Origin of the sequence: Streptomyces olivaceoviridis, assembly GCF_014650115.1 — a bacterium.
Lineage (GTDB): Bacteria > Actinomycetota > Actinomycetes > Streptomycetales > Streptomycetaceae > Streptomyces > Streptomyces olivaceoviridis.
In genome coordinates, this window is the sequence record NZ_BMUI01000008.1 from 170,714 (window position 1) to 187,130 (window position 16,417).

Consider the following 16,417-nt stretch of genomic DNA (forward strand, 5'->3'; position numbering starts at 1 on the left):
CCACGCGCGCCGTCCGCGTCGGTCCACCCGGCCGGGGGTTCCTGGTCGCCGCGGGCCTGGAGTCCGCCCTGGCCTTCCCGGCCTGCTACCGCGTGGAGCGGGACGACACCGAGGAGGGAGCGCGCATCGCCACCGGGTACTGGCCGAGCTCCGGCGCGGACCTGGTTGCGGGATCCGCCTGGACAGCGGTGCCCTCGACGCGCTCTCACGCCGGTCACGCGCCGTCCTGGACGCGGCCGGACCGGCCGACGTACGGATCGTGGCCGGCGGCGGGCTCGACGAGATCGCCCCTGGCCAGGGAGCAGCCTCCGGAGTCCGTCGGAGCCCGACTGCGCCCCGTGGGGCACGCCGCGCTCTCGGACGTTTCCCGCTCCGTCCCCCTCCCGGCGCACACGCGCTGACCGGTCCCCGAGGTGGCGGAGGGTCGACAGGACCGCCACGGGGACCATTGGCCCCTGGCAGGCCGGCGGTGCCGAAGACTTCCATGGAATCGGCGGCGGCATACCTCCGCGCCACCGCAGGGAGGAGGCGAACGGCGATGTCCGCTCCCCCACCGCTGAAGGACGACGACCGGGCCGTACCTGCTACCGGCCCCGAGGCCACAGGTGCCTCGATGCGCACAGGCGTCGGCGACGAGATCGTCGGCCTCCATCACCCGGACGGCAGCCCGCCCCACGACGTGCGGTGGGCCGACAGCGGACGGGTGACCCTGTACGGCCCGGGTCCTGATGCCTGCATCCGCCATCTGGTGACCGGAGACGGCCATGTCCCGGCCCGTTGACCGCCGACCCGTCGTGGTGGGCCTCGACCCTGGCCCCGGTCGTCGGATGGCGCTGACCTGGGGGGCCGACGAGGCCGCCCGTCGGCGGTTGCCGTTGCGCCTGGTCCATGTCGAGGGCGTGCCCACCGGGGGTTACCGCGGGCGGGAAGTCCCACCGTCGTGGGAGGAGTGGAACGAGGCGCTGCACAAAGCCGGCCGGCAGGTGCTGGAGGAGGCCGCGGTCTTCGTCGCGGCCCGGCACCCACAGCTTGAGGTGGAGTCCCTGCTCGCGGAGGGCGATCCCGTGTGGGTGCTGCGCGAGCAGAGTCGCGACGCCGCCGCCGTGGTGCTGGGATCACGGCACCTGAGCCGCAGGCAGGAGGTGTTCGGCTCACACGCGGTGGCCCTCCCGGTCATGGCCCGTACCCGCTGTCCCGTGGTGGTCGTTCCCGAGCCGGAACACATCACCCAGGACCCGGCGTACTTCGTCGTCGGCGTCGACGGCAGCGAACACTCCGCCACCGCGGTCGACCTGGCGTTCGAGGAGGCGGCCCTGCGGGGCGCCGAGCTGCGGGCCCTGCTCGTATGGGAGCCCGGACCGTTCCGGATCTTCGACGAGTACGAGCCGCAGCAGGAGTGCCGCCGCCTGCTCTCCGAGATCGTGGCAGGCCGCCACGCCCGCTTCCCCGAGGTCGACCTCCGTCACGAAGTGGTCCTCGGGCATCCCGTCAAAGCACTCACCGATGCCTCGGCACATGCGCTGGGTCTCGTGGTGGGGACCCGAGGCCGCGGCGGCTTCGCCGGCATGCTGCTGGGCTCGGTCAGCCAAGGCGTCCTGCACCACGCCGCCTGCCCTGTCATCGCCGTCCCGACACCAGGGTGAAACCCCGGTCAGGCACGAAGGGAAGCCGCCGTGACCGCAGAACCCCTCGACGTGAACACCGTCACCGCACTCGTGGCGGACGCCGCCGCGGCGCCCTCGCTGCACAACGCGCAGCCCTGGACCTTCCGCTACCTGCGGGACATCGGCGTTCTCCGCCTGTACGCCGACCTGGAGCGCGCCCTGCCGCGAACCGACCCGGAGAGCCGGGGTCTGCACATCGGTTGCGGCGCCGCCCTGCTGAACCTGCGCGTGGCCGCCGCCGCGGCGGACCTTGCGCCGCTCGTCCGCTTGCTGCCCGACCCCGCCTACCCGGAGTTCCTCGCCGAGGTGCATCTGTACGGCACCGGACCACCCGACGGGGCGCTCGCCCGGCTGGACACCGCGGTCCGGCGCCGCCACTCCAGTCGGCTGCCCTTCCGCGACGAGGACATCCCCGGCGCGGTGCGGGAGGGGCTGTCCGGAGCGGCCCGCGACGAGGGGGCCCAGCTGTTGTTCCCCGGCGCGTGGCATGTGCGGTCGATCCTGGAACTGGTGCGGGACGCGGAGGCCAGGGAGGCGCTCGCGCCGGACGTGCGTGAGGAAACGGCGCGCTGGGCGCGCACGGAGCTGCCCCATGCCGCCGGGATGGCCGACGGCATCCCGGGCGAGGCGTTCGGTCCCCGGCAGCGCGGCACCTCGGCTCCTGTGCGTGACTTCGCCGCCGGCCGGCCGATGCCCGGCCGCGGCTGGGCCTCCTTCGAGAAGAGTCCGCACATCGCCCTGCTGGGTACGGCCCACGACAGGCCTCTGGACTGGCTCGTGGCGGGTCAGGCACTGGAGCGGGTGCTGCTGCGGGCCACCGCGGACGGGCTCGTGGCCTCGGTCACCTCCCAGCCCCTGGAGTGGCCGGAGCTCCGGTGGGCCGTCCGCGACCCTGTCTCGGCGATGGCGCACGTCCAGATGGTGATCCGGCTCGGCTACGGTCCCGAAGGTTCCGCGAGCCCGCGTCGGCCGGTCGCCGATCTGCTCGACATTCTCTGAACGGTCCGTCGGACGGCACCGGACACCAAGGAGTGATGGCATGAAGGTCTCCGAGGTGATGACCGCTCCCCCCGTGTGCGTCGAACCCCGTGTCCCGCTGGCCGAGGTGACCCGGCGGATGGCCGAGTGCGCCGTCGGGTCCGTCCTCGTGGTCGAGGACGGAGTGCTGCACGGCATCGTCACCGATCGTGATCTCGCCGTACGCGGCATGGGCGGCGGCCTGGATCCGAAGGCCCCGGTGGACGCCGTCATGTCGCCACGTGTCGTCACGGTGGGAGCCGCCGCCGACCTGGAGGTGGCCTACCGGACGTTCCGCCGCGCGGGGGTCCGCCGGCTCGCGGTTCTCGACGCGGGCCGGGTGGTGGGCGTGCTGACGATCGACGACCTGCTCCTCGACGTCTTCCGGCGCCTCGCCGACCTGCTGGGACCGGTGTCCTGGAGCGTCCTGCAAGAGCCGCCAGGCCCCCCTGCCGGGCCCGGAGCACCGGATGAGCCCTGAACCAGAACGGCAGGGGACGGCCGTGCTCCGTGCGGGCGGGCCACCGACGGGCGTCACGACGACGGTGCCGCCCCCTGGCCGGCGGGATGCCTCCGGCTCGTCCGTCCCCGTGCTGCCGGTACCGGACGTCCTTGCCGCCCTGGGAAGCTCCGTCCGCGGTCTCACACCGGCCGAGACAGCCGCGCGGCGGGACCGCTACGGCCCCAACGAGCTGCCCGGCGTGCGGCGGGGCCGGGTGTGGCGTCGGCTGGTCGCGCAGTTCACCGACCTCTTCGCGGTGGTCCTGCTCGTCTCCTCGGCGATCACGTTTCTCGCGTACTGGCTGGGGCAGCCCCGGGATCCGGCCACCCTTCAGCTGGCCCTGGCGATCCTCGGTGTGGTGCTGCTGAACGCCGGCATCGGTTTCGCGCAGGAGTACTCCGCCGAACGCACGGCCGAGTCCTTGCAGGCGATGGTGCCGCACACGTGCCGCGTGCTGCGCGACGGAGAGCGGCGCGAGCTGTCCGCGCGGGATCTGGTGCCGGGCGACGTGGTGATCCTGGAGGCCGGGGACGCGGTGCCTGCGGACTGCCGATTGATCGAGGCGCGGGAAGCCGCGGTCAACAACGCCGCGCTCACCGGTGAGAGCGATCCCGTCGCCCGCGTCGCCGAACCCGTACCGCCGGGGCCACCGCTGCGGGCGCGCAACTGCGTCCTCATGGGCACCGACCTGGTCGCGGGCACGGTCAAGGCCGTCGTGTTCGCCACGGGTACGTCCACCGAGTTCGGGCGGATCTTCCGACTGGCCGCCGCCGCGCCGAGGCAGCAGACCCCGCTGCAACGGCAAGTGGCCCTCATGGCCCGCAGGGTCGCGGGCGTGGCCCTCGCGACCGGTGCGCTTCTGTTCGCGGTGCGCGTGCCCAGCGGGCAGCCGTTCGTCGGCACGTTCGTCTTCTCGCTCGGTGTGATGGTCGCCCTGGTCCCGGAGGGGCTGCCGGCCACGCTCTCCGTCTCGCTGGCGATCGGTGTCCGCCGCATGGCTCGTCGGCACGCGCTGGTCAAGCAGCTCCTCGCGGTGGAGGCACTCGGCTCGACCAGCGTGATCTGCACCGACAAGACCGGCACCCTCACCCAGGCCGAGATGACCGTCGTACGGCTGTGGGCGGACGGTGTGTCGCACGCCGTGACCGGCGTGGGGTACGCACCGGTCGGCGAGATCTCCGACGCGGGGCCCGTGCGAGAGCTGCTGAGGGCGGCGGCTCTGTGCAGCAACGCCCGGCTGGTGCCGCCGAGCGGGCGGGACGCGTGGCGGGTGCTCGGAGACACCACCGAAGGGGCGCTGCTGGTGGCCGCCCGGAAGGCCGGCCTGGATCCAGCGCGGGAGGAGATGCGCACCCCCCGGGTGGCGGAGCATCCCTTCGACTCCGCGCGCAAGCTCATGAGCACCGTGCACCGCGACAGCGACGGCAGGTGCTTCGCGTACGTCAAAGGCGCACCGCTCGAACTGCTCGCCCGCTGCGATGCCATCGACCGCGGTGGCGCGACGACAGCGCTGTCCGATGCGGCCCGCACCCAGGTGGCGGCGGCCTCGGACGGCATGGCCGGACAGGGCCTGCGCGTACTGGCGGTCGCCCGGCGGCAGGTGGCCGATCCGCGACCGCCACTCGGAGAGGTCGAGTCGGGGCTGACACTGCTGGGTCTCGCCGGGATGTACGACCCGCCCAGGCCCGAGGTACGCGAGGCGGTGGACGCGTGCCGGCGGGCCGGGATCCGCATCGTCATGGTCACCGGGGACCATCCCCTCACCGCGGAGGCGGTCGCCCGCCGCGTCGGCATCGTGCGCCGTCCGGCCCCGACCGTGGCGACGGGCACCCAGTTGGACGCGCTGGACGACAGCGGCCTGGACGCCCTGCTGACCGGCTCCTGCGAACTGCTGCTCTGCCGGGTCAGTCCCGAGCACAAGATGCGGGTGGTCACCGCGTTGCAGCGGCGCGGCGAGGTCGTCGCCGTCACCGGCGACGGGGCCAACGACGCCCCGGCCCTCAAGCACGCCGACATCGGCGTCGCCATGGGCGCCTCCGGCACCGACGTCGCCCGCGAGGCCGCCGTGATGGTGCTGCTCGACGACTCCTTCGCCTCGATCACCACCGCGGTCGGGCTGGGCCGCTCGGTCTACCGCAACATCCGCAAGTTCCTGATCTACCTCTTCAGCCACAACATCGCCGAACTCGTGCCGATCCTCGCCGCGACCTTCGCCGGGTTCCCGCTGGTGCCGATCACGGCCGTACAGATCCTCGCGATCGACCTCGGCTCGGACGTGCTGCCCGCCCTGGCGCTCGGTGCGGAACCGATGGAGACCGACGTCATGAACGGCCCTCCCAGGCCCCGCCACGAGCGACTCTTCTCGGCGTCTGTCATGGGCCGCATCCTCTTCCTCGGCGGTATCCAGGCCCTCGGCGTGTGCGCCGTCTTCTTCTGGCACATCCATGCCTCGGGCATCCCCTACGCCGGCTTCACCAAGGACAGTCCCGTGTACCGCGAGGCGATCACCCTGGTGCAGGCCGGCATCGTCGTCAGTCAGTTCTTCAACGCGCTCGCCGTGCGCACCGACCGGCAGAGCGTGTTCCGGGCCGGTCTGCTGACCAACCCCTGGCTGCTGGCCGCCGGCTGCTTCGGCATCGGGCTGATGGCCGCCATCAGCTACGCGCCGCCGCTCCAGGCGGTCTTCCGCACCGCACCGCTGGCCCCCGCCGACTGGGCGGTCCTGGCGGCGTTCGGAGCGCTGCTGCTTGCCGCCGAGGAACTCAGGAAGTGGGTGCTACGGCACCGGAGGCCATCCCCGGAGGGAGGAAGGCGATGAGAGTGATCATCGCGGGGTGCGGCCGGGTCGGGGCCACCCTGGCCACACAGCTCGTCGCCGAGGGCCACGACGTGCGGCTCGTCGACCGGCAGCCGAAAGCGCGGCGGAAGTTGTCACCGGGCTTCCCCGGCGCCTTCCACGTGGGCAACGGTTTCAGCCGCTCCGTGCTGGAGACGGCCGGAATCGCCCATGCGGACGCCTTCGTCGCGGTCACGTCCGGGGACAACAGCAACATCGTCAGCGCGTGGACCGCGAAGGAGACGTACCGGGTCCCGATCGTCCTCGCCCGCATCCACGATCCGCGCCGCGCCGACATCTACCGGGAGCTGGGCATCCCGACGATCTCCGGCGTCCGCTGGGCCGTCAACCGCATCCACCAGATGCTGCTGCACCGCCACCTCACCCCCGAACTCACCTTCGGCAACGGCGAGACGCTTCTCGTGCGCTCCCAGCTGCCTTCCTACCTCACCGGCCGGCAGGCCACCGAGTTCGACGTCGACGGTGAGATCCGCGTCGTGGAGATCACCCGTGCCGGTCGCTCGCTGCTCCCCGCCCACGGTGTCCTGGCCGAGCCCGGTGACCTGGTCACCTTCAGCGTTGCCGCCACGGCGCTGGGCCGGCTGAGCGGATTTCTCGACAAGGAGCTGGGCACGTGAAGGTCCTGATCGCCGGAGCGGGCCGACTCGGCACCCAGATCGCCCAGGTGCTGTCCGCCGCTCGCAACGAGGTCACCCTCGTCGAGTACGACGACGACCGTGTGGCCGAACTCGGCGACCTGCCGCACGTGCGCGTGGTGGCCGGGGACGCCTGCGAGCCGGTGCTCCTGGAGCACGCGGGAGCCCTCGCCTGCGATCTCGTCATCGCCGCCACCGGCCACGACGAGGACAACCTCGTCATCAGCCTCCTGGCCAAGCGGCAGTTCGCAGTGGGGCGGGTGGCCGCGCGCGTCAACGAGGAGGAGAACGCCTGGCTCTTCGGCCAGCGGTGGGGCGTGGACGTGGCCGTGCCGGCGGCCACCCCGCTGATCTCCCTCATCGAGGAGGCCACCGGTGCCACGGACACGGTGGCGCTGTTGCGGCTGAGCAAGGCGGGCGTCGAGGTCATCGAGACCGCGATCACCGAGGAGTCCCGGGCCGTGGGACACAAGCTGGGTGAGATCGGGCTGCCCGCCGGCACCGTGGTCGCCACCGTCGTACGCGAGGGCCGGCCCACGGTCCCGGGCCCCGAGGTGCGGTTGCTTCCCGGCGACGAGCTCCTGCTCGTGTCACACGAGGCGACCGAGCAGGAGATCCACGCGGCATTCCAGTGAGCCGGCCCCGCACAGTCGGTCACTGCTTCCTGGCACGTACGATCACGACCGGGCAGCTCGCGTGCTGCGACACGTGCTGGCTGACGGAGCCGAGCAGGGCACGCGCGAACCCGCCCCTGCCCCGGCTGCCCACCACCAGGACCTCGGCTCCTTCGGCGGCCCGCAACAGGACATCGGCGGCGTTGCCGCGCACCACATGGGTCCGCACCGAGCCCGCCGCCTCCGCGCCGAGCACGTCGGCCAGCTCCTGGGTCATCTTCTGCCGGGTCTCGTCCTCGTCGACCTGCGTGTCGACGGCGGGACCGGACCAGCCGTACAGGCCCGGCAGCTCCCACACCGCGACGGCCTCCACGGTGCCCCCGATCCGGCCGGCGTAGCGCACGGCCCAGCGCAGGGCCTCGTACGAGGAAGGCGACCCGTCGACACCGACCACCACCCGTGGCTCGGGGACATCCGCGTCCATGCGTCCCACTCTCCTCCGGTGTCCGTGCCCACGGGGCCGGTCCGCCCCTGTTCTCCACGCTGCGGCACTCATCCCCTCACCGCCACAGATGGGCAGCCGGCGGCATGACGGACGACGGGGGCGGCGGTGCCGTCGGCTCCCGTGGTCCCGCCCGCTGGGGTACGGGGAGGGTGATGCCGGGGCGTCGCACTCCGCGTCGGCGGTCGCGAGGGCGCTTCGGCCCGCGCTGGAGGACCATCGGCCCCCTACCCCTCGTGCCCCGATCCGTAGGCGTGCCTGACGGAGGCGGCGACCTGGTCGACCAGGTCGGGGAGCGCCGACCTGGCCGCTTCGCTCAGGGGCGCGCCGAGTTCGACGTCCGCCACCTCCATGGCGTGCACCACGAGCCCCTTGGGCAGCCGCCCGAGCGCCTCCGCCAGGGCAAGGCACTCTCCGAGGCCGAGCGCGTGGGTGCTCGCCGTAGCCGCTGTCCGGTTGGCCGCGTCCGCCGGCGTCAGGGTGTGCAGCTCCCCCGGCCGGGCCGGCCGTGTCCGGAGGGCTTCCACCACGACGACCGTGTCCGCACCGCGCCACAGGTCGAGCATGCGTGCGGGTTCGCCGTCGCTGACCGTCAGGACGGTGCCATCCGGCACACGGCCCCGCAACGCCTCCACTGTTGCCGGACCGACCCCGTCGTCACCGCGCAGGGGGTTGCCGACACCGATCACCACGACCCGGCCGTTCATCGACGTTCCACGGTCACGTCGAGGAAGTGGGCGGCGCAGGAGATGCAGGGGTCGTGGTTGCGGATGGCCCGTTCGCACAGATGGGTGAGCTCCTCGTCGTCAGCGGCGGGCCCGGTCGCTTCCAGTCGCGCCTGGACGGCCCTGCGCACGTCCTCCTCGATGGCCGTCTGGTTCTGGGCCGTGGGCGGGATGATCCGGGCCTCGGCGATCGTGCCGTCCTCGGTGAGGGCATAGCGGTGGTACAGCAGCCCCCGGGGTGCCTCGGTGGCCCCGGCACCAGCCGCCCGGCGCGGCGGGACCCCGACGGCCGGGCGGGGAGGTCGTTCGTATCCGTCGATGATCCGCAGGGCTTCCTCGACAGCCTGCACCACTTCCACGGCGCGTACGACGATGCTGCGGAAGGGGTTGTCGCAGACGGCGCCGGTCTCCGGGTCGCCCAGCCCGGCGTCCCGCGCCGCCTCGGCGGCCACGGGGTGGAGCCAACGGCCGTTGATCGCGTAGCGGGCCAGCGGGCCGGTCAGGTAGCGGCGGCCGTCGAGTGTGGCCGTCAGGGCGGTGGAGTGCGGTACCTGTCCTTCCTTGACGTGCTGTTCGAAGTCAGGCAGGGGCAACTCGCGCGACGCCGGGCCCCGCCCCTGAGCGGACACGACCGCCGGTGTGCCGGAGTCGATGGCGTAGCGGCCGGGGTCGCGCAGTGCGAGCAGGTCGTGGTCGCACACGGCGTCCGGAAAATCGAACGCCGCCACCCAGCGGACGGTTTCCCGTGCGTCATCACGGGCTTGACGCAGCCGTTCCGCCAGTGGGCGGAGTTCGTCCGGTGCCGGTGTCCGGTAGAAGCCGCCGATCCGGACGTTGACCGGGTGGATGGGGCGACCGCCGAGCTGCTCGACGATCGCGTTGCCGGCCTGCTTGAGTCTCAGGCCGCGCTCGACGGCGGCTCGCTGATCGCGGGCGAGTTCCACGACGTCCGCGCGCCCCAGGAAGTCCGGGGCGTGCAGCAGGTAGATGTGCAGGGTGTGGCTCTCGATCCACTCACCGCAGTACAGCAGGCGGCGCAGCTCTGCGAGAGGGCCGTCCACCGTGACACCGCAGGCGTCCTCGATCGCCCGGCAGGCGCTCATCTGGTAGGCGACCGGGCAGATGCCGCAGATGCGGGCGGTGATGTCGGGAGGCTCGGTGTGGCCCCGGCCGGTCAGGAAGGCCTCGAAGAAACGCGGTGGTTCGTAGATGCGCAGCCGCGTCTCGGTGACCGTGTCACCCTCGACGCGCAGGTGGAGAGCGGCCTCGCCTTCCACCCTGGCCAGCGCGTCCAGTCGCAGGACGCGGGTTCCGCGATGGTTCATGCGAGCCTTTCCTGCGGGACGTCGTCAGGCCGGAGGGCTCTGCTGCTCCTCGGCGGCGAGGTCGGGTACGGGGGCATACTCCGGCGAAGCGGCGTTGAAGGTGCGGAAGACACGCTGGATGTCCCGCTCGCTCATCCCGTCGCGGCGCAACTGCGCGACCATCGAGCGCAGGTTGGGCTTGCTCGACGGTCCGAAGCAGCCGTAGCACCCGCGGCCGTAGGCGGGGCAGACGGCGCCGCAGCCGGCATGCGTGACCGGGCCCAGACAGGGGGTGCCGTGGGCGACGGTGATGCAGGTGGTGCCGCGCCTCTTGCACTCGAAGCAGACGCTGTGGTCGGAGATCTGGGGTTTGCGTCCGGCCAGGTAGGCGGTGACGACTTCCAGGAGCTGACGGCGGTCGATGGGGCAGCCGCGCAGTTCGAAGTCGACCGGGACGTGGGCCGAGATCGGTGTCGAGGTCTCCAGCGTGGCGATGTACTCCGGCTGGGCGTAGACCGCGGTGAGGAAGTCGTCGACGTCGGCGAAGTTGCGCAGTGCCTGGATGCCGCCCGCGGTGGCGCAGGCTCCGATGGTCACCAGACGGCGGGAGACGCGGCGGACGTGCTGGATGCGCTCGGCGTCCTCGGCGGTGGTGATCGAGCCTTCGACCAGGGAGAGGTCGTACGGCCCTCGGCCCGCCAGCCGCGCGCGGTCCCGGTCGGCGCCCTCGGCCGGGGTCATCTCCAGGAAGTGGTCGATCCGTACGCGCCCGGTGAGGCCGAGGAGCTCGTCCTCGCAGTCGAGCAGGGTCAGCTGGCAGCCGTCGCAGGAGGCGAACTTCCACACGGCGAGCGTCGGCCGTGTGCGGATGACCGGGCCGAGGTCGGTGACCATGTCACAGCTCCCTCACGAGGAGCAGGTCTGCCACACGGTCGTAGCCGACGACCGGCCCGTCCCGGCACAGCAGGAGCGGGCCGAGCTGGCAGTGGCCGCAGTGGCCGGTGGCGCAGTGCATGTTGCGTTCCAGCGAGACCTGTATGCGGTGCGGGACCAGGCCCCGCGCCAAGAGGTCGCGTGCGGTGTGCCGCATCATCACCTCGGGGCCGCACAGCAGCGCGCAGGTCCCTTCGGGGCGCAGGTCGAGGCGGTCGAGGAGGGTGGTGACCACGCCCACCGCGCCCTGCCAGCCCGGACCGGGGCGGTCGACGGTCGCCTCCACCCGGGCCGGGCCGCGCCAGCTCTCGATCTCGTCCTGGTAGACAAGGTCGGCAGGGGTGCGGGCGCCCACCAGGACGGCGAGCCGACCGTACTCGGCCGGCCGGTCCAGGACCGTGTGCACGACCGGCCGCAGCGGAGCCAGCCCGATACCGCCGGCGACCACCAGTACGTCGTGGCCCGCTGCCGCTTCGAGGTCCCAGCCGGTGCCGTACGGCCCGCCGAGTCCGACGCTGTCACCAGGGCGCAGCCGGTACAGCGCGGTCGAGACCGCGCCCACCGCGCGCACGGTGTGCACAAGACCCCCGTGTCGGCCGCGCAGGGCACTGGCCGAGACGGGCACCTCGCCGATCCCGAAGGCGTAGATCATCGCGAACTGGCCCGGTGAGAAGGGCGCGAGTGCTTCTCCGGCCGGTACCAGCTCGATCGACCGGGTGTCGGCGGTCTCGTCCCAGGCATCGGCGACGCGGTACGGCAGCGGGGGCGGCACGGTGGTCATCCCTCCTCCGGCTCCGCCGCCGTTACGCCGGACCGGGTCCAGTCGTGCAGGGCGGCCGCTTCCTCGGTGATGTCGATGCCGACCGGGCACCACACGATGCAACGCCCGCAGCCCACGCACCCGGACGAGCCGAACTGGTCGTACCAGGTGCCGAGTTTGTGGGTCATCCACTGCCGGTAGCGGCTGCGTGCGGAGGCGCGGACCGGGCCGCCGTGCAGCTGGGAGAAGTCCAGGTCGAAGCACGAGTCCCACAGCCGCCACCGCTCCGCGTGGTCACCGGTGAGGTCCGTGACGTCCTCGGTGGTGGTGCAGAAGCAGGTGGGGCACACCATGGTGCAGTTGCCGCAGGTCAGGCACCGCCCGGCGACGTCGTCCCAGCGTGGCGCGTCGAGCGTTCCGGCCATCAGCTCCCGCAGGTCGGCCTCGGGCATGGTCCGCCCCATACGATCCGCAGCGGCTGTGACGTCGGCGCGGGCCTTCTCCCGGGTTTCGGGGCCGGCCGGACGGGCGGGCAGCTCGGCCAGGATCTCCGCTCCCTCCTCGCTGCCGCTGCGGATCCAGAACCGGTGCCCGTCCGCATCGACCACTTCGGTCATCACCAGGTCATGACCGGGACCGGCAGCCGGTCCGGTGCCCATCGAGACGCAGAAGCAGGTGGCGCCGGGCTCCGTGCACTCGACCACGATCAGCAGGGCCCCGGAGCGCCGTCCCGTATAGCCGGGATCGCGGTACGCCCCACCGGTCAGCACACGGTCCTGGACGGCGATGGCCCGCAGATCGCAGGGGCGCACACCGAGGAACGCGTACCGAGGAGGCGCGTCCCGGTCGGGCGTGAGGACCAGTTCCCCCTCCACCCGGTCGGCGCTCCACTCCCTCACCCGCGACGGATGCAGGAAGGATTTCCACGACTGGGGCCCCGCCGCGTTCGCGAAGGCCGCGCCGTCCGACCGCTCCCGCAGCCGGTACCGCCCGGCCTCCAGTTCCACGCCCCATCCGTACGGCAGCTCGTCGGCCGACCGCAGCTCCGCCAGCACGATCGCACCGTCCCGCGCCGTGGGGCCGATCACGGTGAAGCCGCGCCGGACCAGCACGTCCACGAGCGCGGCCATGCCGTCCTTGCCCATCACGAGCCCCTCGGACGCGGTGGCCGGGACGGCGTTCACACGGGTGTCGGCACTCATGACCGACCTCCTTCGGCACGGCGGACGACACCTGGGGCCGTGCTGTCCCCTACAGGCCCACAACGGCAGCATCGCCGGTACGGCGCCACGCCGACAGAGCCACCTGGGCATGTCCGCGGGGGCCGTTGGTCCCAGACGTCCGGGTCACACGACCGCACGCCGGACGAGCCACAGGCGTGGGCCGGAGCCGTCCGGCCCACGGACGGGGGCCGTTCGACCCAGTGCGGACGGGACGGACCAGGTGTGTGCAGGACCGTGGTGGACGAGCGCGCGCACCGGACTCACTCCTCGCTCCCCCCCACCTCCACGGTCACCCCCACGGTGCCCCCGGACAACACAACCGCGCGTGTGCCTCAGTCCGGCTCCATGTACGGACGGCGGAAGACCGGGGCCTGACCGGTTCCCCACGGGCGTACGGCCGTCAGCGCCCGGGAGACGGCCAGTTCCAGCGCGCCGCTGGTGTCGACCGGGACGGCTTCGGGCCACGGCGGTTCGCTCGCGGCCATGGCGTGGGCGATCTCGGGGCCTGCGTCGGATGCGCCGGGGGCGCGCGTGCGCAGGCGAGCCTCCGACACATCGCCCGGAACATGGCAGTGCAGGGCCACCAGTTCGGCGCTCGCGCGCCGGGCCACCCGCACCGCCGCCTCGCGTTGGACGGAATCGGACCAGGTGGCGTCGAGGACGACGGACTCGCCGGAGGACAGCAGCAGAGCTGCGCGGTCGAGCAGGGCGGCGTACGTCCTGGCCGTCCACTCGGGTGAGTACAGCCCCTCGCCGTAGCCGGAGGCCGCGGACTGCTCGGCCGGGATGCCGGCCAGCTCCTTGCGGATGCGGTCGCTGCTGAGCAGGGTGACCCCCAGCCGGTCGGCGAGGGCGCCGGAGAGTGTCGACTTCCCGCTGCCCGGCAGTCCGCCGACGAGGACGAGCCCCACGTCGGAGGTGCGCAGGTGGCGCAGTGCCATGACGGCGAGGCGCCGCGACGCCGCGTCCGCGCCGGGCGCGCCCTGGCGGGCCTGGATCACCGAGACCTTGGCACGGACGAAGGCTCGGTAGGCGATGTAGTGGTGCCACAAGGAAGGAGGCGCGGGGTCCGCCGCGTACTCGCCGTATCGGGCGAGGAAGCACGCCGCGGCCTCCGGAGCGCCGAGCTGTTCCAGGTCCATGGCGAGGAAGGCGGCGTCGTCCAGGCCGTCGACGTAGCGGAGGCGATCGTCGAACTCCAGGCAGTCCAGGACCCGGGGGCCGTCATCGAGGCAGAACACGTCCTCGGTGAGCAGGTCGCCGTGGCCGTCGACCACCCGTCCCTGCTCGATACGGCTGTCGAAGAGCCGCTTGCGGCCGGCGAGATAGCGGCGCACCAGCCGCTCGATGTCCGCCAGGCAGTCGGGTACGACTCCCTCCGCGGCCAGCGCGTGCAGCTGCGCGAAGCTCGCCTCCCAGCGCGCCGACAGCGCGTCCCGCGTGCCCTGTTCGTTCACGTCGCGGCCTCGGGGTGCGGCCGCGTGCCACGCCGCCAGGTGCCGGGCGACGGTCCGGAGGACGTCGTCCACGGCGGCACCTGCCCGTACGAGACGGGAGAGGCGGCGGTCCTCCGGCATGCGGCGCATCACCACGACCGGTTCGGGCACCTCCGCATCGGGGCCGCGGAACTCGCCCAGACCCACGTAGACGTCGGGGGCGAACCGGCGGTTGAGGGTGATTTCGCGCTCGCATGCGGTCCGGCGTGCCGCGACCGTGGTGTAGTCCAGGAACCCCAGATCGACCGGCTTCTTGAGCTTGTAGGCCCGGTCGCCGAGGAAGAGCAGGGTCGCGGTGTGGGTCTCGCACACCCCGGCGCGCGGGAGCGGCTCTGCGTCGTGCCTGGCGGCCGACCGGAGCGCGGACGCGTCGGCCGGAAACGTGCGAGGACTGGGCTCGGTCATGAGGGACGGCGGCGAGAGGGAAGCACCCGTGATCCGTGCCGCCCCCGTCTCCGAGGCGGCGGCCAGGCTCCGGGACGTGCTGTGAGGCCTGTGACGACTGGTGGCATGGCGACGGCCTCCGTCTCGCAAGAAGCTGGAGGGCGCGGCGGACGAGCCCGCCCGGGTACGCGGTCCGCACGTCACTTGAACGACCGGGCGCGAGGTGTCTCCCCTTCGAGGATCCCCTGGGCCTCACCGTGGCGCACGCGGGGGCCGCGGCGGAGGGCCGGAGCCGTGGAACGCGGCATGACAGGAGTCAGGCGCGGTGACGGTTCCTCTGGTGGTGGGCGCCGCCGGAACCGACGCGAGCCTGGAAGCGGACTCGGAGACCTGTCGGGCATGCTCGGGGACGCGGCGGTGAGCCGAAGACCGATCGAGCGACCGGCGCGCCCGGCGCTGCTGGAGGCCGCGTCGACGGCGGATCTGCTGGTCGTGGGCGCCCGTCGACGACTGGCGGCACCCGGGCCCGCACCAGGGCCTGATCGACCACGCACTGCCGCGTCACGCACCGTGTCCCGTCACCGTCGTCCCCCAGGTGTGACCGCCCCGCACGGGGAGGCGGCCGGCGCCCAGGGCCGGTCGCCGGTCCGCCAGGGACTTCCGGCCCCTGTGGCCGGGGAGCGCTGTCGTCCGATCGTGGAAAGGACCCGGGACCGCGAGGTGGCCGGCCGGGCGCCGGCCGGCGCGCCGCACACAGGCAAGGAGAGAACGATGTCGCACACCGGACAGTGGAGCGTGCGTCTCCACCTCTTCGAGGACGACGACGGAACGACGAAGGCACACGTCACGCTGGACACCGGCACCACGGCGCTCACCGGGCACGGAACCGCGCACCGCAACCCGGTGGACACGAACGTGCCGGAGATCGGCGACGAACTGGCGGCAGGGAGGGCCATGTACGACCTCGCCCACCAACTGCTGAACGCCGCCGAACGCGACGTCCAGGGCATGGCGGTGTCCCGTCCCGGCGCCCCTCGGGCCGCTGGACGCACCGCGTGACCGGCCGAGGGGGTCAGCTGTCGCCGGACGCGTCCCGCGAGTCGTCCTTCCGGTAGGAGAGATTCCCGGACACCGACACCACGCCGTCGACACCCCGGCACAACTGCTCGACGACGGGAATCAGACTCCTGTACTCGACGGTGCCGGTGAGCGTCACCCGCCCGTCACGCACCTCCGCGGTCACGTCCCGCGGATCGAGCCCGAGGGTCCGCCGCAGGAGTTCACCGGTGATCTCCTCCCGGAGGGCCTCGTCACGGCGGAGGAAGACCCGCAGCAGATCCCTGCGGCTGACGATGCCCAGGAGCCGGTCCGCGTCGTCCACCACGGGCAGTCGTTTGACGTTCTGGGTCTCCATGAGCCGGGCGGCCTCGACCACGGTCCACTCCGGCCGTGCGCACACGGCGGGAGCGGACATCAGTTCCTCGGCGCGGGAGCCCTCGGCCTTGGCCCGTTCCCAGGCCTCCAGGTGCGGCATGGGGGTCCGGCCCGTGGGATCGGTCTGGTCGGCGCTCTTGCGCAGCAGGTCCGCCTCGGACACGACACCCATCGGGCGGTCCAGTTCGTCCACCACCGGCAGGGCGGTCACGTCGTTCTCCTCCAGCAGCCTGACGAGCTCCTTGAACGGCGTGTCAGGCCGCGCCCGGACGACGTTCCGGCTCATGAGCTCCTCGACCGTTCGATGGTGCATGTCGCCTCCCGGATACAGGCCGTCCACCTCGCGGAACGGGGACTGCCGCCCCGT

General features: G+C 72.7%; 16 protein-coding genes. 8 read left to right on the forward strand and 8 right to left on the reverse strand.

Annotation, left to right across the window (positions count from 1 at the left end):
• The first annotated feature begins 538 nt into the window (after positions 1 to 538).
• From IE273_RS17840 to IE273_RS17870, 7 genes are read left to right on the forward strand one after another with little or no spacing between them, the layout of a single operon-like run.
• Positions 539 to 781 carry a DUF1918 domain-containing protein gene (locus IE273_RS17840; protein WP_189816170.1) on the forward strand — a complete coding sequence of 81 codons (243 nt, stop codon included), beginning with the start codon at positions 539 to 541 and terminating at the stop codon, positions 779 to 781.
• Positions 765 to 1,643, forward strand: coding sequence for a universal stress protein (locus tag IE273_RS17845; RefSeq protein ID WP_189816171.1), 879 nt, complete (start codon positions 765 to 767; stop codon positions 1,641 to 1,643). Before IE273_RS17840 ends, IE273_RS17845 begins: the two co-directional genes overlap by 17 nt.
• A 30-nt stretch (positions 1,644 to 1,673) precedes the next feature.
• Complete coding sequence (locus tag IE273_RS17850) at positions 1,674 to 2,663, forward strand: Acg family FMN-binding oxidoreductase (RefSeq protein WP_189816172.1); 990 nt, start codon at positions 1,674 to 1,676, stop codon at positions 2,661 to 2,663.
• Between the two features lie 40 nt (positions 2,664 to 2,703).
• Positions 2,704 to 3,162 (forward strand): CBS domain-containing protein, encoded by a 459-nt coding sequence (locus IE273_RS17855; RefSeq protein WP_189816173.1) that lies wholly within the window; start codon positions 2,704 to 2,706, stop codon positions 3,160 to 3,162.
• Complete coding sequence (locus IE273_RS17860) at positions 3,152 to 6,001, forward strand: cation-translocating P-type ATPase (RefSeq protein ID WP_229887272.1); 2,850 nt, start codon at positions 3,152 to 3,154, stop codon at positions 5,999 to 6,001. The genes IE273_RS17855 and IE273_RS17860 overlap by 11 nt, the downstream gene beginning before the upstream one ends.
• Positions 5,998 to 6,657: a potassium channel family protein gene (locus IE273_RS17865; RefSeq protein ID WP_189816174.1), complete on the forward strand. Its 660-nt coding sequence runs from the start codon at positions 5,998 to 6,000 to the stop codon at positions 6,655 to 6,657. Before IE273_RS17860 ends, IE273_RS17865 begins: the two co-directional genes overlap by 4 nt.
• A complete protein-coding gene (locus tag IE273_RS17870) occupies positions 6,654 to 7,310 on the forward strand; it encodes a potassium channel family protein (protein WP_189816175.1) in 657 nt (218 codons plus the stop codon). The genes IE273_RS17865 and IE273_RS17870 overlap by 4 nt, the downstream gene beginning before the upstream one ends.
• 19 nt (positions 7,311 to 7,329) lie before the next feature.
• Here the strand turns inward: IE273_RS17870 and IE273_RS17875 are convergent, their stop codons facing one another.
• The 7 genes from IE273_RS17875 to IE273_RS17905 all read right to left on the reverse strand — a co-directional run bounded on the left by IE273_RS17875 (position 7,330) and on the right by IE273_RS17905 (position 14,544).
• Positions 7,330 to 7,773 (reverse strand): universal stress protein, encoded by a 444-nt coding sequence (locus IE273_RS17875; RefSeq protein ID WP_189816176.1) that lies wholly within the window; start codon positions 7,771 to 7,773, stop codon positions 7,330 to 7,332.
• Between the two features lie 245 nt (positions 7,774 to 8,018).
• Positions 8,019 to 8,498 (reverse strand): hydrogenase maturation protease, encoded by a 480-nt coding sequence (locus IE273_RS17880; RefSeq protein ID WP_189816177.1) that lies wholly within the window; start codon positions 8,496 to 8,498, stop codon positions 8,019 to 8,021.
• On the reverse strand, positions 8,495 to 9,841 hold the full coding sequence (locus tag IE273_RS17885; RefSeq protein ID WP_189816178.1) for a Ni/Fe hydrogenase subunit alpha: 1,347 nt from the start codon (positions 9,839 to 9,841) through the stop codon (positions 8,495 to 8,497). Before IE273_RS17885 ends, IE273_RS17880 begins: the two co-directional genes overlap by 4 nt.
• Before the next feature lie 24 nt (positions 9,842 to 9,865).
• Complete coding sequence (locus tag IE273_RS17890) at positions 9,866 to 10,714, reverse strand: NADH-quinone oxidoreductase subunit B family protein (RefSeq protein WP_189816179.1); 849 nt, start codon at positions 10,712 to 10,714, stop codon at positions 9,866 to 9,868.
• A gap of 1 nt (position 10,715) precedes the next feature.
• A complete protein-coding gene (locus IE273_RS17895; protein WP_189816180.1) occupies positions 10,716 to 11,534 on the reverse strand; it encodes an FAD/NAD(P)-binding protein in 819 nt (272 codons plus the stop codon).
• The gene (locus IE273_RS17900; RefSeq protein ID WP_189816181.1) at positions 11,531 to 12,715 is read right to left on the reverse strand and encodes a 4Fe-4S dicluster domain-containing protein; all 1,185 of its coding nucleotides are present in this window, start codon (positions 12,713 to 12,715) and stop codon (positions 11,531 to 11,533) included. Before IE273_RS17900 ends, IE273_RS17895 begins: the two co-directional genes overlap by 4 nt.
• A 353-nt stretch (positions 12,716 to 13,068) precedes the next feature.
• Entirely contained in the window at positions 13,069 to 14,544 is a 1,476-nt protein-coding gene (locus IE273_RS17905) for a bifunctional aminoglycoside phosphotransferase/ATP-binding protein (protein ID WP_189816323.1), read from the reverse strand.
• An 843-nt stretch (positions 14,545 to 15,387) separates the two neighbouring features.
• Between IE273_RS17905 and IE273_RS17910 the strand changes: the two genes are divergently transcribed.
• On the forward strand, positions 15,388 to 15,675 hold the full coding sequence (locus IE273_RS17910) for a DUF1876 domain-containing protein (RefSeq protein ID WP_189816182.1): 288 nt from the start codon (positions 15,388 to 15,390) through the stop codon (positions 15,673 to 15,675).
• 13 nt (positions 15,676 to 15,688) lie between these two features.
• Here IE273_RS17910 and IE273_RS17915 read toward each other — a convergent pair whose 3' ends face one another.
• Entirely contained in the window at positions 15,689 to 16,363 is a 675-nt protein-coding gene (locus tag IE273_RS17915) for a CBS domain-containing protein (protein ID WP_189816183.1), read from the reverse strand.
• Between the last annotated feature and the right edge of the window lie 54 nt (positions 16,364 to 16,417).

Excerpts from the sequence above, each read along its gene's own strand:
- IE273_RS17875 (WP_189816176.1), bottom strand. The coding sequence starts at position 7,773 with ATGGACGCGGATGTCCCCGAGCCACGGGTGGTGGTCGGTGTCGACGGG.
- IE273_RS17915 (WP_189816183.1), bottom strand. The coding sequence starts at position 16,363 with ATGCACCATCGAACGGTCGAGGAGCTCATGAGCCGGAACGTCGTCCGG.
- IE273_RS17890 (WP_189816179.1), bottom strand. The coding sequence starts at position 10,714 with ATGGTCACCGACCTCGGCCCGGTCATCCGCACACGGCCGACGCTCGCC.
- IE273_RS17900 (WP_189816181.1), bottom strand. The coding sequence starts at position 12,715 with ATGAGTGCCGACACCCGTGTGAACGCCGTCCCGGCCACCGCGTCCGAG.
- IE273_RS17910 (WP_189816182.1), top strand. The coding sequence starts at position 15,388 with ATGTCGCACACCGGACAGTGGAGCGTGCGTCTCCACCTCTTCGAGGAC.
- IE273_RS17855 (WP_189816173.1), top strand. The coding sequence starts at position 2,704 with ATGAAGGTCTCCGAGGTGATGACCGCTCCCCCCGTGTGCGTCGAACCC.
- IE273_RS17840 (WP_189816170.1), top strand. The coding sequence starts at position 539 with ATGTCCGCTCCCCCACCGCTGAAGGACGACGACCGGGCCGTACCTGCT.
- IE273_RS17865 (WP_189816174.1), top strand. The coding sequence starts at position 5,998 with ATGAGAGTGATCATCGCGGGGTGCGGCCGGGTCGGGGCCACCCTGGCC.
- IE273_RS17880 (WP_189816177.1), bottom strand. The coding sequence starts at position 8,498 with ATGAACGGCCGGGTCGTGGTGATCGGTGTCGGCAACCCCCTGCGCGGT.
- IE273_RS17845 (WP_189816171.1), top strand. The coding sequence starts at position 765 with ATGTCCCGGCCCGTTGACCGCCGACCCGTCGTGGTGGGCCTCGACCCT.
- IE273_RS17860 (WP_229887272.1), top strand. The coding sequence starts at position 3,152 with ATGAGCCCTGAACCAGAACGGCAGGGGACGGCCGTGCTCCGTGCGGGC.
- IE273_RS17895 (WP_189816180.1), bottom strand. The coding sequence starts at position 11,534 with ATGACCACCGTGCCGCCCCCGCTGCCGTACCGCGTCGCCGATGCCTGG.
- IE273_RS17885 (WP_189816178.1), bottom strand. The coding sequence starts at position 9,841 with ATGAACCATCGCGGAACCCGCGTCCTGCGACTGGACGCGCTGGCCAGG.